Here is a 16,569-nt window from a genome sequence, read left to right on the forward strand (position 1 = left end):
GCGTGGGCGCACGTTTCAGTTCTATCGCCTCGCGCCTGTTGCTGGCATCGGCGCTGCTATTGCCGCTATTTTTGGGGTTGACCGGTTTTTTTCTTGATCGCGCCTTTGAGAACAGCCTGGAGGTGGCGGAGCGATCGCGCCTGCGCGGCCATGTGAATTTGCTGATGAGCGTGGCCGAACCGGAAACCAGAAATGGCCGTATCACGGGATTGCGTATCACCTCAGTCACACTGAGCGAGGCCGATTTTGAGCATCCCAACTCGGGCCTCTACGGCTATATTTTTGATGGTAAAGAAAAGGCGGTCTGGCACTCAAACTCGGCAGCGATAACGAATCCACCGGAGTATAAAAAAATCGCCAAAAGCGATACACCGGGCAAGATGTTGTTCAGCGAGAAGTTACTCGATAACAAACGCCATTTTGTCGCCCGCTATACCGTGAATTGGGAAGACGCCAAAGGCAGCCCTACCCCCTTCCACTTTGTCGTCATTCACAGTGCTGAAGAATACCTGGCCGAACTGAGCGCCTACCGCAGCGAACTCTGGCGCTGGTTGGGGGCAGCGGGGATATTCCTGCTAATTGCCCAAACGCTGATTCTGCGCTGGGGCCTGCGGCCATTGGGGAAACTCGCCGTTGCGCTCAAGGCGATGCAAAGTGGCGACACCAGCAGTATCGAGGGCGAGCACCCCAAAGAATTGCAACGCATTGTGAGCAACTTAAACCAGGTTCTGGACCGCGAACAATCATTGCGCCAGCGTTACCGCAATAGCTTGTCAGATCTGGCTCACAGCTTGAAAACACCGCTGGCGGTATTGCAAAGCAAAATCAACCAGTCACCCGACCCGGATAAAGAGTTGAGCGAACAGGTCGCGCGCATGAGCCAGGTAGTGACCTATCAATTGCAGCGCGCGGTATCCAGCCAGCAAAAAGGGACTTTCCGGCGCACGCGCATTGAACCCATTGCCCAACGCCTGTTCGCAACCCTGCAAAAAGTCTATGCCGAAAAACGCATGCAGCAGGAGCTGGACCTAGCCCCCAACTCACTGGTGGCGGGGGACGAGCAAGATGTGATGGAGCTGGTCGGAAACCTGCTGGAAAACGCGTTTAAATACGGCAAACAACAGGTGCGAATGACTAGCTCCATTGAGGGCGCACAGTTGTGCATCGATATTGAAGACGACGGCCCCGGCGTCCCCGAAGACCAGCGCGAGCGAATTCTGGAACGTGGCCAGCGACTGGACACCAGCATTCCAGGCCAGGGCATTGGCCTGTCAGTCGCCGCCGAAATTGTACGCAGCTACGATGGCGACATACGCATTACCCGTTCAGAATTGGGTGGTGCGTGCTTTAGCATATTGCTACCCATGACACCGGAAGCCGATTAACTCTCCCAACCCCGATCTTTCCTGCTTAACTACCCAAACCATTGGCCCTACCCTACTGGACACCCATGGCGCTTATAACCTTTAGCGCAAAAATCTGCATCCGTGTAAGCCATATCTCACACACGAACTAACAACGCCTCACAAAACGCAGTGATTTATGCGACTACTGAATTCTTTGCGTTACCACCATACTGACACCATCAAAGAGCGCCTTTTGAACGGGGCCAGGATAACTCGCCAGGGACGGCATAGCGAATTCAAAACTAACTATGCTAATCATGGGAGCGAGAAAAATGTCATCCAGGACGTGTATTGCCGTAGACTCAACTTGCGATTTGCCCGCAAAGTTTATTCAACAGCACAACATCGAAGTGCTGCCGATATACATCAACCACGCCAAGGGCCAGGAACTGGATTATCGCGATCCCGAAACCATGCTCAAGTTTTACAAAAATCACTCGCGTGATGTTTATGGCTTGGCGCAATCCGATCCACTGTCTGTCAATGACATGACCAACATTTTAAAAGAGCGTCTGCTACCCAAATACGATTTAGTGCAAGTAGTTACCATCAACAGCAAAAAAAGTGATGTATTCAAGCGCGTTTCTGAAGCGGCGCTGGTGAACGAACCAAAATTCCGCGAACTGGAAAAAAATGAAGGCCGCGCACCCTTCCGCATTCGTCTGTACGATTCAATGTCCATGTTTACCGGCCACGCGCTGTTGGTTTACGAATTGGTAAAACGCATTCATGTGGACAAATTGCCGCTGAATAAATCAATTCGTGAAATCGACAACATGCGCGATCAGGTTTACGGCTATTTAATTCCAAACGACCTTTCTTACATGCGCGAACGTCGCCATTTGCGCAAAGGCGACAACAATATTTCCTGGATTAACTTCAAACTGGCAAGCGCTTTGAATTTGCGCCCCATCGTCCAATTACATCGCGGCGCAACGGACAAGATCGATACTGGCAAGGGCTTTTTGGGCGCATTGGAAAAATTGTTCACGCATGTGAAAAAGCAAATTCAACAAGGTTTAAGCAGTGAAGTTATTGCCATGAGTTACGGCGGCCTGCTGGAAGAAATTAAAGACGAACCAGTCCTGGTGGAATTCCGAGAGTTCTGCAAACAACACAACATTAAAACCATGTTGTCGATGATGAGCATGACTGGCGCAATTAACGTAGGGCCAAAATCTTTCGCCTTGTCGTTTGCAACCGAAAAAGACTTGGTGTAACGATTTGCGTCGGCAAGGAAGACCTCCGACATTCAATCTGTGACCGTATGCAGCAAGGAAGCATCATACGCGCCCACAAGGAATTTCATGCAATCAACCGCACTGCGTTTGACTTGCGGTTAAATAGAAAAACTCCCGTCACACATTGACGGGAGTTTTTTATTTTTTCAAATCAACGCAATAAAACTACAGAGATTCGAGGAATTTAATCAAATCGTTACGCTGTGTCGAAGTCGCCGCTCTGTAAGCAGATTGGCTTGCGGCCGCTTCGCCCCCATGCCACAAAATCGCCTCATTAATATTGCGCGCACGCCCATCATGCAGCAGACGGCCGTGACCATTCACCGCTTCTTCCAACCCCAAACCCCAAAGCGCCGGGGTGCGCCATTCACGATTCAAGGTCGCATTAGTCGTTAAACGATCACTCAAACCTTCACCCATATCGTGCAACAACAAATCGGTGTACGGCCTGATCGTTTGCCCGCGCAACTCCGCCAGTGGATGGCCGTAATCCGTCGCCATACTCGGCGTATGACAAGCGGCACAACCCAAATTACCGAACACCAATTCACCGCGAACCACATCGGCATTATTAACAGTTTCTGCACGGCGGGCCGGAGCACCGAGCGCTTGCATATACACAGTCAATAAACTCATCCGCGCATCGCTTAGCTCAATACCATTGGGGCCCGCGTTGCGACACGCTGTTTGATTGATCCCGCAGGCAGGGCCTTGCAAGATACTCGTGCTAACACCTATGTCTTCATGCAATGCATCAGCGGTAAATTGCTCCAGAGTTGCAACGGAAGCTTTCCAGCCAAAACGACCAATGCGCTGCTCACCGGTTTTTAAATCAGTAACCTGATTTGCGCGACCGGAAATTCCATCGCTGTTACTGTCATTCGGATCATGGCGCTGCAACAATACCGTTTCAGAAATTGCTTCCAACAAACCCAGACCAACAATAGTTTGTGCCATCCGCGGTGAGAAATTATTTACTGCCCCACCGGCGTTATCGAGCACTTGTACAGAATAATTAGGCGCTTGCAATTGATAGGTGGTGCCGTCATTAAACGTTCCGGCCACGGTGGTGTAACTCACATTGGTAATTGCTTCTGCCGGCACACCACCATTGCGCGATTGTGGCTGCAATACCTTGCCAAAATAGTTGTGTGGCAATGCATTGCCATTGATGTCCGTCGCACCTGAACTGACTTTCACCGCCATGCTATTCGGCAACTGTCCGGCAACGGGTGCTTGACCGCGGCCATTATTGACATGGCAACCCACACACGAATTATTGATCGTCAAACCCGTAGAGAGATTTGCTAACTCAGTGAAATCCGGATTGCCTGATTCAAAGTGCTTTCCTGTTACAAAATCGGTGTGAAAAATACGGCGACCGTTTAAGAATTGATTATGCGTCTCCCAGCGGATATTCAAGGCTTCACGAAAAAATGCCGTCCAAAGATGTGTATGACGATCCACAATAAATGGACTCGCCGCCGTTGGTGCATATTCAATAACTTGATCGGTAAATGTTTGATTGCCGTCGCGGTAGGTTACCGTTGCATTGTTGGCAGGGTTAGTAAGCAAGTAAGACGGTTTTTGATAACCCTTGGCGATCGATTGAGGCGACCGAATCGATTGATAACCAGGCGCACCGGAGTCGGCCAAAACACCCGATGTGCTAATCACATCCGCTTGCGCAATACCTTTAAATGCACGCACCGGGGCTGCCGTTGCTGCACCACCGGATGACAACTTCGCATTCAACTCGTCGTTATTCACGATATACAAACCGGGGCTGCCTAATTTGATGCGGAAAGTATCGGTGTAGTACACACGTTGCGCACTCACACGCGGATCAGTATCGGTAAACCCGAGCCATTGCTGAAATTCAAAATCGTAGAACTCCCCGGTGCGCAATGCGGTTTGGCCTTCGCGCTCGCCCGGCACAAAACGTGTCCCGGTGCAGCGCCACAACTCACCCTTACCCGTTGCGGGGTCAGCATTGCGAATACGGGTGAAACCGCCGTTATCACCAAAGTAGGAACGGTATGGATTGAATAAACTTTTGCGGCAACCGATATCGTTGAAGTTGGCGTATTCAGGTTCGTAGAAAATCTCCACCCGCGATTCCCCCTTGGGTGTGTGATCGTGCACTTCAAATTTAAACGTGCGATGCTCGTGATAAAACGATGGAAAGGTATAGAAAATATCTTCCGCTTCGTGGCGAGCGCGAGCGCGGCCACTGCCAAAAGTTACAATGGTGCCATCGGCTTCGATGCGCCAATTACGTGAAATTTCCGGCGTGGATTGATTCGGGTACAAGGGCTTGTAAGTCACATTCACGGGAATACTGACGGAGCTGGCAACGCCCACGGACGAAGCGGCGCGACTGGAAACCACCACTGGCGCACTGCTAGTCGACGATGCGCTACTCGCCAAACCGCCAGAGCTATAAACTTTCAGCTCGATAATCGAATAGCCCCACTGGTTACCCGCACTGCGCGCCGTGCCATAAATACGCAGGTAGCGGTATGAACCGTTTAGCGCAATAGTATCGGTCCGCGCACCAAAGGTTCCCCCGGTTCGCGATGCGAGCGTGGTCCAGCTGCTATTGTTAGTGGAGCCCTGCACCTCGTAGTTGGCTGCATTTGCCGCTTCCCAATCGATTACAACGGACGCCAAGGGTTTCGCCGAGCCAAAATCCAGACTGATCCAGGCGGGATCCACACCGTGAGTAGACTCCCAGCGCGTACCAAAATTGTTATCAATCGCCATTGTGGCGGGTTGCACCTGAGAACTTGCCGCGACAATGGCGCCCTGCGCCAGATTTGTGTAGGCTGAATTACTGGAGCCACTGCTGGCGGCAGTACTGCCGTAAACCTTCAACTCCCATACTGAATAGCCCCAGGCATTACCGGCGCTGCGCTGAGTGGCATTAATGCGAACAAAACGATAACTACCCGTTACTGCAACAGTATCGGTTCGGGTTCCAAAAGTGCCGCCTGAGCGCGATGCAAGATTTACCCAGGTAGAGCCGTTGGTTGAACCCTGAACATCGTAGTTGGCTGCGTTTGCCGCTTCCCAATCGATCACGACCGACGACAGGTTAACGTTCGCCCCCAAATCCACGCTAAGCCATGAGGGGCCATTTCCATGTGCCGATTCCCAGCGAGTACCTCCATTCCCATCGACCGCATTGGCGGCTGCGATCAGCGATGAACTGGCGGTCGCGGTTTTGTTTAAGGCAAGATTGGTTTGCGCAAAGAGATTGTGACTAAATAAAACGCTGCAGAGCAGGAATAATATCCGACTCAAATTGATGGGTTGCATATCGATGTCTCCACTAAATTTCCCTTCAGATACACCACAATCGCGGCCAGCTCATTGCTCCCAAAGTGGTCGCAAGGTAGGCACGCTTTTTATCGTTATAAAATTGTGAGTAGCGATGAAGAAAACTCTTGGCTGATGGTTAGGCACAGCTTTCAACTGCCAGAAAAGTGTGCGTTGTCTTACTACTTATTAAAGTTATTGTCGTGTTGGTGAACTAACACCAGAGTAAGCATCTAGCAGTCAGCGTATTTTCTCTTCTCACTTTTGAAGATTCCCTCAAAGCTGGGGCCTCTCACTTGATTGAGTAAAAAGTGAGAAGCTTTTTCGCAAAACAGATCACATGCTTTAACGACAAAAAAGCCGCCGGATTGCTCGCGGCAGCTTCAGGAGAAAGGAATAACCTTGACGAATTACGACTGCAAACCAAACATCGCAGCAATATAAACCACGTACCCGGCCAATAATAAGCCGCCTTTCAAGCGCGACAAACGCAAGCCGAAAAACAAAAATAACAACAGGGCAACCGCGGCCCCGAGCATTACAAATTGATCAATTTCTAACAAACGTCCTTGCACGGGTAACGGGCTAATAGTGGATGAAATCCCCAAAATACAGAGGACGTTAAAAATATTGCTTCCAATAATATTACCCACGGCAACGTCCGCGTGTTTTCGTATGGCGGCGATAATAGAAACCGCCAGCTCAGGCAAGGAGGTCCCCACAGCAACGACCGTTAACCCGATAATCGCCTCAGGTACTCCTAGTGCCTCGCCTAAACCAACAGCACCCAACAGGAAGCGATTTGCACCAACAATCAACATCGCCAACCCCCCCAGAGTAGTCAACAGCGTCAAAGGGATAGACATAGGTACCAGCTCAATTTCCTCTGATTCAGCCTTGTGCAGTTGCGCTTCCGGGCTCGCCGTGTCTTCACGTTCGGTGCGGTAAGCCCAAATCAGATAGCCCACCAAAACCAACAACATACCTATTCCTTCAACACGCCCCAAACCACCAAGGCTAGCCAACCCCATAAACATTAAGGTGGCAAATAGCATGGTCAAACCGTCTCGTTTCAAACATTGAATATGCGTCACTAATGGCATGATGACCGCGCTAATCCCCAGAATCAGCAAGATATTCGCAATATTGCTACCCACCACATTACCGACTGCGATTTCCGGCTGACCGCTTAACGCCGCTTGTAAGGACACGACCAATTCAGGGGCCGAGGTACCGAAGCCGACAATGACAAGTCCGGCCAGCAGCGGCGATACGCCGATTCGCCGCGCTGCAGCGAGCGCCCCGCGCACCAGCGCCTCGCCCCCTAGAGTAAGCAAAACCAGCCCGACAAATAGCCAAAATAAATGAACCATCACCAACACCTTAAGAGAAAAGTTAGTGCCACTATAACTGCGGAATCCACTCAGCGTAAATTTAATGTAAATAAAATTATTTGGTGCAAAAAAAAGCCCGCACGCGGCGGGCTTCTCCGTGGAGGCGTTTATGCATCGTACCCATTAGGGTTCTGCGATTGCCAGCGCCATGCATCTTGCATCATGCGCTCGAGCCCCAGCTCGGCCTCCCAGCCCAACTCGGATTTGGCCTTGTCTGCATTGGCATAACAAGCGGCAATATCGCCGGGACGACGCGGCAATATTTTGTAAGGCACTTTACGCCCGCTGGCCACTTCAAAGGCTTTCACTATCTGCAATACCGACAAACCAGAGCCAGTTCCCAGATTGTAAGCGCGGCACCCAGGGGAAAATTTCTCCAACGCCCGCAACGCCGCCACGTGACCTTTGGCCAAATCTACAACATGGATGTAGTCGCGTACGCCAGTACCGTCGATGGTTTCGTAGTCATCGCCAAACACCCCCAACTCTTGCAGCTTACCAATCGCAACTTGAGCAACATAGGGCAACAAGTTATTGGGGATACCAGCAGGATCTTCACCGATCAAGCCACTTTCATGCGCACCAACCGGATTGAAGTAGCGCAGCAGAGAGAAATTCCAGCGACTGTCCGGCGCTTTGGCGATATCGCGCAGAATATCTTCCACAATCAACTTGCTGCGGCCATAAGGGTTGGTCGCACCAGTTGCAAAGCTTTCATCAATCGGCACAGAAACCGGGTCACCATAAACGGTAGCGGAGGAACTGAAAATCATCTTCCAGACCTCAAACTCCTCCATAACCTCAGTAAGTGACAAGGTTCCCGCCACATTGTAGCGGTAGTATTTCATGGGGATTTTGGTGGATTCCCCCACCGCTTTTAAGCCGGCAAAGTGCATTACCGCCTCAATTTCATACTTTTTAAAGACTTCGCGCAGAGCATCCTTATCGTTGATATCAACTTCATAAAACACCGGTTCCACGCCAGTGATTTGGGCTACGCGCTTGAGCGATTCGGGCTTGCTGTTGATGAGGTTATCCACCACTACGGGCAAATAACCGTTATTAATTAGTTCTACGCAAACATGGCTGCCGATAAACCCGGCACCACCAGTCACAAGAATAGAAGAGCGAGACATGAAAGATTCCTTAAAAGAGTGAAGCCGCTGCGCACGCATTGAACCAGAGTTCGAGCGCGAGTATAAGGGCCATAAGAGAATCTTTTATTAAATCATATAATTATTATTTAATAAACATTGATCAGAAACAAAAAAGGCAAGCCGGGGCCTGCCTTTTTCTACTCGGAATAACTAGAAGGTTATTCGATTGGTAACGACAAGTTAACCACGAACGCAGCGTCATCTGCCTCAGGATCATCACCATCATCAATCAAGGTGCCAACGGTAAAGCTGAGTTTGTCGTTGTACTTGTAAGTTGCATCCAAGTGAGAAGAGGTGGTGTCGCCGTCATCCATGTGTTGACCATATTTGAACGACACTTTATCGAAGATTAACTCGAGGGTTGCATAGGAATAATCTTCGTTATTCAACGGTGCTACTTCCGCAGCCACTGCGTCGTAATAAGTGAATTTCACTGGACCGACGCCAATCATTGGAATAATTTCAACATAATCACCTGGCGCGATTTTGTCTTCACCACCAAGCTCTGGGTAGTTATAAGACACCACACTCACACCATATTTGAAAATACCAGCTTCACCCGCGTAACCAGCGTAAAGGTCATATTCGGTACCCAATGTTTCATCACCTGAAGAAGTCCAGGCACCGGCGAAGAAACCACTACCGCTAACATTAACATCGGCAGTTAACGCGGCACCGCCGCCCAAATCATAACCCCTCCAGTAGTACATGTTGGATACGCCAACACTGGCCGCTACATCTGCATGCGCCGCAGGAACCGCAAAACCTGCAAAAGCAGACAGCGCTACAGCACCAGCAATTAACGTTTGTTTCATCTTCTTCATGAGTTTGTCCTCTAATTAATGGTCTTTACTAGTTTGTTTTGAGGCAGCTATTGATAATTCACGCTAGCTTGACCCGAGTATTGCAGGGAGCACGCCAATTTTATTTTTTATAGAAAAATCAATGTATTGCAGATTGAATACAAGATTGCATACCCAAAACAAAACCCACCAAAGCACAAGCTTGGTGCACAAAAACCAAGCGCGCCACCCAGGCGCGCACCAAAACAACTCATTTGTAGCGAATCATGTCGTCTCTTGCTTCATGCAGTGCGGATTCAGGATCGTCTTCCGCCACAATGGCGTCGGATTGCAAACCCGCGAGCAACTTTTGCGAGCACCATCGAGCGATCCCTTGCAGGGAAAACGGGGAATAAAACAGCAGCGCCACCAATACCAGTGCAACCCCAACTAAGGTTTGCGCCGACAATTCCTCATTCGCCAAATTCTTGCCCAACAAAATCGCCAACACCGGTGTCATTAGCGTAATCAGCGATACCGCACTGGCAGACAAGCGCTGCAAAATATAAAAAAACAGCGCTGCACCTACCAAAGATCCCACGATCGCCAAATACACAATAGAACCGGCCGACTTAACGGATACGGTTTGCGGAAACTCACCGTCCATTAACCACCAGCTCAGCAATAGTCCCGGCAGCGAAAATAGCAGCCCCCCTGTCGCCTGATGAAAAGCATCTACAGAAACAGCTTGCTGCTCGGTCAATTTTTTTACCCACACAGTGCTAAAACTGAATAACACGCAGGACAACAAAATGCCCGAGATGCCATAAATCGAGCGAAAATCAAAATGCAATTGGTGATAAAAAATAACGACCAATCCAATTAGCGCCAGTAACAGCGCCAGCACTTTTTTTAGCGTGAAGGGGTTTTGCCTAAGCAATAACAATGTCATTACGCCGGTCACAAATGGCGACAACGCAAATATCACCGCGACCAACCCCGAAGGAATAAATTGCGCAGCCCAATAGACCACCGGCATATTGGGAAAAATGCCAATCGACGCGGCAAAATAAATCATGCGATGCCGCCAAAAAATGGCCAGGGATTGGCGTAACATTGTCAGCAATGACAATGCTAATACCACCGCGATTGACATGCGCGCCGCGGCAGCGGCAATAAAACTAAGGCTATCGCTACTCCATTGAATAGCGAGGGGCGTTGTGGCCCAAATAAGCACCACGGAAAAATAGGCAACTAACACAGCCACGGCATAACTCCTTATATTCCCTGAGGAGGAAATTGAAATTGTCCGCAGCAGTTACTTCATTTAAAAACTGAACCCAAAAAAACAAAAAGGCCGCAGTTTTTATGCTGCGGCCTTTGTTTACAACGATTAAAACATTAATCAACAAATTCCGCCCAAACACGCGCAATGACCATGCACCAAAAAATTGGTCGCACGGTTACTTGGCGATGTTTTAGGGAATTCATTGAATACATAATATTTTGTTCTATGGTTAGATGAAGTTGTTTAGTCGCACGAGAGTAATTTAATTTCTATTCAGCTACAAGTCATTTTGTAGATTTTTTTATCACCTTGATTCCCCTATACTTCATCATCAACAAATCGCCATTACTTTTTAATAAGGTACGGTTTTAATAAGCGAGAACTTTAATAAGCGAGACTCATGAAAACATTTTTGGTAGGTGGTGCTGTTAGAGACAAGTTATTAGGGCGCACAGTCACGGAGCGTGATTGGGTGGTGGTAGGTGCGGCGCCAGAACAACTGCAAGCAATGGGTTACACGGCCGTTGGCAAAGACTTCCCCGTGTTTCTGCATCCGCAAACCAAAGAGGAATATGCCCTTGCCCGCACCGAGCGAAAAACTGGCCCAGGCTACACCGGCTTCATTTTTCATTGCGGCACTGAAGTGACGCTGGAGGACGACCTTATCCGGCGCGACCTTACCATTAACGCTATGGCGGAAAATGAACAGGGCGAAATCATCGACCCTTACGGTGGCCAAGCCGACCTGCGCAATAAATTACTTCGTCACGTATCGCCCGCCTTTGCAGAAGACCCGGTACGCATACTGCGCATTGCGCGTTTTGCGGCGCGCTATCACCAATATGGCTTTCGCGTTGCGAATGAAACCATAGCGCTCATGCAAACCATGGTGAAGAACGGTGAAGCGGATCATTTAGTTGCCGAGCGCATCTGGAAAGAAACCGAACGTGCACTCGCGGAACCCAACCCTGAAATTTTTATCCACGTGTTGCGCGAGTGCCATGCGCTGGAAAAAATATTCCCGGAAATTGATGCGCTCTTTGGTGTACCGCAAACCGCGCTACATCACCCGGAAATAGATACCGGTGTACACACGCTAATGAGTTTGCAACAAGCGGCAAAATTGTCGATCAACCCTTGCATTCGCTTTGCTACCCTGCTGCATGATTTAGGTAAAGCCGCTACCCCCAGGCAAGAGTGGCCGCGCCATATTGCACATGAAGAACGCAGCCTGCCGCTGGTAAAACAGTTGTGTGAACGCGTGGCCGCACCGCGAGATTACAAGGAGCTGGCGCTGATGGTGGCACAGTGGCATACCCACTGCCACAGAGCCATGGAGCTCAAGCCTGCCACTGTATTAAAAGTGCTGCAAGGTAATGACGCGTTTCGTAGGCCTGAACGCTTCCAGCACTTTTTGGTATGCTGTGAAGCAGATGCGCGTGGCCGCACAGGCTTTGAAAATCGAAGCTATCCACAAGCTGACTATTTTCGGCGCGCATTAGCCGTTAGCCAGCAACTTGACCTCACCGCCCTGCGCGAGAAGGGTATTACCGGCCCGGAGTTTGGGGAAGCAATTGCACGATTGCGGCTCGAACAGATTACACGCTTAAAGCAAGAATTTTCCATTGCGGAATAATATTTTGCAGGAGAGAAATATGTCTGTATCACCCCCAACCAATCAAACAGACCGCAATCACCACAAAGTAGCGCTGGTTACCGGTGCGGCAAAACGTATAGGTGCTGAAATTGCGCGGCAACTTCACAACGCCGGCTTCAATGTGATTGTGCACTACAACCACTCCGCCAGTGCAGCGCAAGATTTGATTGATGATTTAAATAGTGAACGAGACAATTCTGCTGCCGGGATAGCGGCTGACCTGAATGACCACACCCAAGTCATCAAACTAGCACAACAAAGTGCAGCACATTGGCAACGTCTGGACCTGTTAGTTAACAACGCTTCCAGTTTTTTCCCTACGCCAATCGGTGAAGCCTCCACCGAGGACTGGGACAACCTGATAAACTCCAACCTCAAAGCACCCTTCTTTTTAGCTCAGGCACTCGCACCACATTTAAAGAAGACACATGGCAGCATCATCAATATTGCAGATATCTACGCGCAACGTCCGCTAAAAAAACATAGCATTTACTCTATCGCAAAAGCAGGCAATATGATGCTCACCCAAAGCCTCGCTCAGGAACTTGCTCCCGAAGTGCGCGTAAATGGCATTGCACCGGGTGCCATCTTATGGCCAGAAGATCATTACAAAAAAACTGAAGCGCAACTATCGGACGAAAATAAGGAAAAAATGCTCTCGCAAATCCCCTTATTACAGCGCGGACAAGTACAGGACATTGCACGTACAATTTTATTTTTAGCAAAGGACGCACCCTACATCACAGGGCAAATTATTACCGTCGACGGCGGACGCACACTGACTATTTAACAATTAGACGAACAACTTTCGATACCATTTACTAATGATTAGAACCCAACTACTCACCACTCACGGCGAACACTTGCAGGGTGGTAAAGAACTTATCGAACGCTGGCAGCGCGATAACAGCGGCTACATTTGGATAGACTTATTAGCGGAAGAGCCAGTCGTAGAAAAACAATTTTTGCTCTCCATGGAATGCCATCCACTGGCCGTGGAAGATGTGCAACGTTTTCGCCACCCACCAAAAACCGAGACGTTTGATAATTACACACTGCTGCTCTATCGAGGCATCACCGAATTCAATAAAGATCTTACTATTCAACAAATGACTATCGCATTATTTGCCGGAGATCGTTGCCTTATCAGCTGCCATCCGCGCAACTCGATGGGCATAAGTTACTACTGGGAAAATGCGCACAGCGAAAATTTATTGGTGAGCCCTGGCTTGTTGGCTTCGCGCATTATGCGTTTTTCAGTGGGTCGCTACCTCGAAACGATACTCGCATTTGAATCGTCGTTAACCGAACTGGAAGATTCAATGCAAGAAAAGCCGAATGACGACATAATGCGCGAACTAATCGCTTATCAGTCGCGACTGCGTAAACTCAAACGCATTTTCAGCTACCACGAAAAGCTCGTCACCAACTTATTGAAAGATATTCCGCAACGTTTAATCGACGAAGACGGAGATATTGAGCACGCACTGCAGGATTTATTTGAACGTTGCGAACGATTGCACGGATTGACCACCATGTATTACGAAATTTGTGGCGACCTGATTAACGGATATTTGTCCATCAGCTCGCATCAACTCAACAACACCATGAAAGTGTTAACTGTGATCACCGCGATTTTTGTTCCGCTGACATTCATCGCTGGTATTTACGGAATGAATTTCGACAACATGCCCGAACTACACGCGACTTACGGTTATTTTTATACGCTGGGAGCCATGCTAGTGATTGCAGCCGGATTCGGAATTGTTGCCTATAAAAAGTGGCTTTAGCGGGAGCCCCCTCAACTCACTTTCTTTTTAAGACGAAGTGCGCCATATGAAGGTATGGATTAGAACGGTATGCGTCGAAGGATTACAGCATGACAGGAACTTACTGGTTTACACAAAAATCTAGCGCGCCTTAGAAATAGCCTTCCCCCGCCAGGCAAAATCAATCGCCCACAACTTTTGTGAAGTTTGATCGTATTCTGCCCACAACTGCTGATAGGTTTTTAGTAACTGCGGGTGCACAACAGCGGGCGCTATCTCTGACAGCGGCAAGAGTACAAATGCATTTTTGGTAATTTCCGCGCGCGGTAATTCAACCCCGCTATCCACCCCAACAAAACCCCCAAAGGTGAGAATATCTATATCCAGGGTTCTGGGACTGAACTTGGGGCCACTGCGCTTGCGACCATTATCATCTTCAATACGCTTTAAATTTTCGGACAATTCGGCAATAGCCAAAGCTGTTTCAGCGCCCACCACTAAATTAAAGAAATTACTGCCATCAAATCCCACCGATTTACTTTCATACACTGACGAAATTGTTAATTCACCCAACAATTCACTCAAGGCATCCAGTGCAGCCAGAATATGTTTATGGCGATCCACATTGCTGCCAAGACTTAAAAAAATTGCGGTCATAAAGGCAACCCCTCGGGGCGAGCACCGCGCTCGATAATCAAACCCACATCACGCGCGCCGCGCACTGCGCCAGGCTTGCTTAAACGCAAACGCAGCCAGGGCACATCAAATTCGGTACGAATAATTTGCGCAATTTCTTCGGCAAGCGTTTCCACCAACAGCGCATTGCGATCTTCTACATAGGCAATCAAGCGCTTGGAAACCGCTTTGTAATTGAGCGCAAATTGAATATCGTCAGTCGCCGCCGCTTTACAAATGTCGCTGGCCATTTCCAAATCGATACTGACCGTTTGGCGCACTTCGCGCTCCCAGTCGTAAATTCCAATAATCGTGTCGATACGTAAATCGCGGATGTAAACAATATCCATAATCAGCGTCTGCTAAAATTGAAATGAGAATCAAAGTTGTGAAAGAGAATCGAGCGGCCAACGCGCCTTGACATTAATCGCCAATTCTTCATGTTGACCTGCCAATAAGCGTTGGCAACCGGCGTAGGCAATCATGGCGCCATTGTCGGTGCAAAACTCGTGACGCGCATAAAATACTTTTGCGCCGATTTTAGCCAACTCGATATCCAGATCAGCGCGCAACTTTTTGTTGGCAGAGACTCCGCCGGCAATCACCAGTGTCTTCATTCCGGTTTGCTCGAGCGCGCGCTTACATTTAATCACCAACGTGTCCACAACCGCCGCTTGAAAAGCATTGGCGATATCTGCGCAGGTTTGATCATCGGGCAAACCATTTTCCTGCTTGTTGGCATTCACCGCGGTGAGGGTCGCCGTTTTGAGCCCACTAAAACTGAAATCCAGACCGGGACGGTCAACCATCGGGCGCGGGAACTTGAAGCGCCCCTCAACCCCACGCTCGGCAAGCTTGGCTACCTGTGGTCCACCGGGATAATCCAGATCGAGCATTTTGGCAGCCTTATCGAAAGCTTCACCCGCTGCATCGTCGATCGATTCGCCTAACAGTTCGTAATCACCCAATGTATTTACTTTTACCAGTTGCGTGTGCCCACCAGAAACCAGCAACGCCACAAATGGATATTCGGGAGGCGACGCTTCCAGCATAGGGGCTAGCAGGTGACCCTCCATATGATGGACGCCAATTGCCGGCACCTTCCAGGCGTAGGCCAGTGAGCGCCCGAAGGTAGCACCAACCATCAAAGCACCCACCAAGCCTGGGCCTGAGGTATAGGCGATTGCATCTATATCCATGGCCACAGAACCACTTTTTTCCATCACCTCATTAATAAGAGGCAGCAGCTTACGGACATGATCGCGCGAGGCAAGCTCGGGAACCACTCCGCCGTACTCGGCATGCAGCGCTATTTGGGTGTAGAGCACATGGGCGAGCAGCCCCAGTTCACTGTCATAAACAGCCACACCGGTTTCATCGCAAGATGTTTCCAGTCCCAACACACGCATAGCCAACCTCAAAACGTTGTAGTCGGGCACGGCCGCGTGCCCAAAAGGGCGGCTATGATAATCCTCCGGCAGGAGAAAACCCAGTAAAACCCCGACCAGATAACTTGCCCCAAGGTTGCGATAGGGTGAATAAGCGTATAGAATCCGCACCCCTCGGATACTTGACCGTGTTTTATACCGGTAACTATCCACAAGACATCATTTTCAAGCACTATTAATTTAAAGGTAACGACATGCCTTCAGTAAAAATCAAAGAAAACGAGCCATTTGATGTAGCCCTGCGTCGCTTCAAGCGCGCCTGTGAAAAAGCCGGTATTTTGGCTGATGTTCGCGCTCGCGAATGCTATGAGAAGCCAACCACTATTCGTAAGCGTGATGCTGCCGCTGCTGTTAAGCGTCATGCTAAAAAGGTTCAACGCGAATCCAAAAAGTTTACCCGTCTGTACTAATAGCTCGCTGCGCCCGCTCGG

Annotated in this window: 14 protein-coding genes; 6 read left to right on the plus strand and 8 right to left on the minus strand. The window is 49.4% G+C overall.

The window, feature by feature from the left end; genetic code table 11:
• The first annotated feature begins 2 nt into the window (after nt 1-2).
• Complete coding sequence (locus D0C16_RS11990) at nt 3-1,385, plus strand: ATP-binding protein (RefSeq protein ID WP_191968700.1); 1,383 nt, start codon at nt 3-5, stop codon at nt 1,383-1,385.
• Nucleotides 1,386-1,678: 293 nt separating this feature from the next.
• Nucleotides 1,679-2,626: a DegV family protein gene (locus tag D0C16_RS11995; protein ID WP_151032592.1), complete on the plus strand. Its 948-nt coding sequence runs from the start codon at nt 1,679-1,681 to the stop codon at nt 2,624-2,626.
• A gap of 186 nt (nt 2,627-2,812) precedes the next feature.
• On the opposite strand, the gene D0C16_RS12000 is transcribed toward D0C16_RS11995, so the two are convergent.
• The 5 genes from D0C16_RS12000 to D0C16_RS12020 all read right to left on the minus strand — a co-directional run bounded on the left by D0C16_RS12000 (nt 2,813) and on the right by D0C16_RS12020 (nt 10,568).
• Nucleotides 2,813-5,968, minus strand: a complete 3,156-nt coding sequence (locus D0C16_RS12000) for a di-heme oxidoredictase family protein (protein WP_151032593.1) — start codon at nt 5,966-5,968, stop codon at nt 2,813-2,815.
• A gap of 410 nt (nt 5,969-6,378) precedes the next feature.
• Nucleotides 6,379-7,341, minus strand: a complete 963-nt coding sequence (locus D0C16_RS12005) for a calcium/sodium antiporter (protein ID WP_151032594.1) — start codon at nt 7,339-7,341, stop codon at nt 6,379-6,381.
• A 128-nt stretch (nt 7,342-7,469) separates the two neighbouring features.
• Nucleotides 7,470-8,498 (minus strand): UDP-glucose 4-epimerase GalE, encoded by a 1,029-nt coding sequence (gene galE, locus D0C16_RS12010; protein ID WP_151032595.1) that lies wholly within the window; start codon nt 8,496-8,498, stop codon nt 7,470-7,472.
• 179 nt (nt 8,499-8,677) lie between these two features.
• Nucleotides 8,678-9,343: a TorF family putative porin gene (locus D0C16_RS12015; protein ID WP_151032596.1), complete on the minus strand. Its 666-nt coding sequence runs from the start codon at nt 9,341-9,343 to the stop codon at nt 8,678-8,680.
• Nucleotides 9,344-9,572: 229 nt separating this feature from the next.
• The gene (locus D0C16_RS12020; RefSeq protein WP_151032597.1) at nt 9,573-10,568 is read right to left on the minus strand and encodes a DMT family transporter; all 996 of its coding nucleotides are present in this window, start codon (nt 10,566-10,568) and stop codon (nt 9,573-9,575) included.
• A gap of 421 nt (nt 10,569-10,989) precedes the next feature.
• Between D0C16_RS12020 and D0C16_RS12025 the strand changes: the two genes are divergently transcribed.
• Genes D0C16_RS12025 through D0C16_RS12035 form a run of 3 tightly spaced genes read left to right on the plus strand, consistent with a single transcriptional unit; the run spans nt 10,990 to nt 14,036 of the window.
• The gene (locus D0C16_RS12025; RefSeq protein WP_151032598.1) at nt 10,990-12,225 is read left to right on the plus strand and encodes a multifunctional CCA addition/repair protein; all 1,236 of its coding nucleotides are present in this window, start codon (nt 10,990-10,992) and stop codon (nt 12,223-12,225) included.
• 19 nt (nt 12,226-12,244) lie between these two features.
• Nucleotides 12,245-13,036 (plus strand): pteridine reductase, encoded by a 792-nt coding sequence (locus tag D0C16_RS12030; protein WP_151032599.1) that lies wholly within the window; start codon nt 12,245-12,247, stop codon nt 13,034-13,036.
• A gap of 34 nt (nt 13,037-13,070) precedes the next feature.
• Complete coding sequence (locus D0C16_RS12035) at nt 13,071-14,036, plus strand: magnesium transporter CorA family protein (protein ID WP_151032600.1); 966 nt, start codon at nt 13,071-13,073, stop codon at nt 14,034-14,036.
• A 120-nt stretch (nt 14,037-14,156) separates the two neighbouring features.
• Here D0C16_RS12035 and folK read toward each other — a convergent pair whose 3' ends face one another.
• Genes folK through tsaD form a run of 3 tightly spaced genes read right to left on the minus strand, consistent with a single transcriptional unit; the run spans nt 14,157 to nt 16,099 of the window.
• Nucleotides 14,157-14,672 (minus strand): 2-amino-4-hydroxy-6-hydroxymethyldihydropteridine diphosphokinase, encoded by a 516-nt coding sequence (gene folK, locus D0C16_RS12040; protein ID WP_151032601.1) that lies wholly within the window; start codon nt 14,670-14,672, stop codon nt 14,157-14,159.
• Nucleotides 14,669-15,040: a dihydroneopterin aldolase gene (folB, locus tag D0C16_RS12045; protein WP_151032602.1), complete on the minus strand. Its 372-nt coding sequence runs from the start codon at nt 15,038-15,040 to the stop codon at nt 14,669-14,671. Before folB ends, folK begins: the two co-directional genes overlap by 4 nt.
• A gap of 30 nt (nt 15,041-15,070) precedes the next feature.
• Nucleotides 15,071-16,099, minus strand: coding sequence for a tRNA (adenosine(37)-N6)-threonylcarbamoyltransferase complex transferase subunit TsaD (gene tsaD, locus D0C16_RS12050; RefSeq protein WP_151032603.1), 1,029 nt, complete (start codon nt 16,097-16,099; stop codon nt 15,071-15,073).
• Nucleotides 16,100-16,332: 233 nt separating this feature from the next.
• Between tsaD and rpsU the strand changes: the two genes are divergently transcribed.
• Entirely contained in the window at nt 16,333-16,548 is a 216-nt protein-coding gene (gene rpsU, locus D0C16_RS12055; protein WP_007644759.1) for a 30S ribosomal protein S21, read from the plus strand.
• Nucleotides 16,549-16,569: the final 21 nt, after the last annotated feature.

The organism is Cellvibrio sp. KY-GH-1 (genome assembly GCF_008806975.1).
Lineage (GTDB): Bacteria > Pseudomonadota > Gammaproteobacteria > Pseudomonadales > Cellvibrionaceae > Cellvibrio.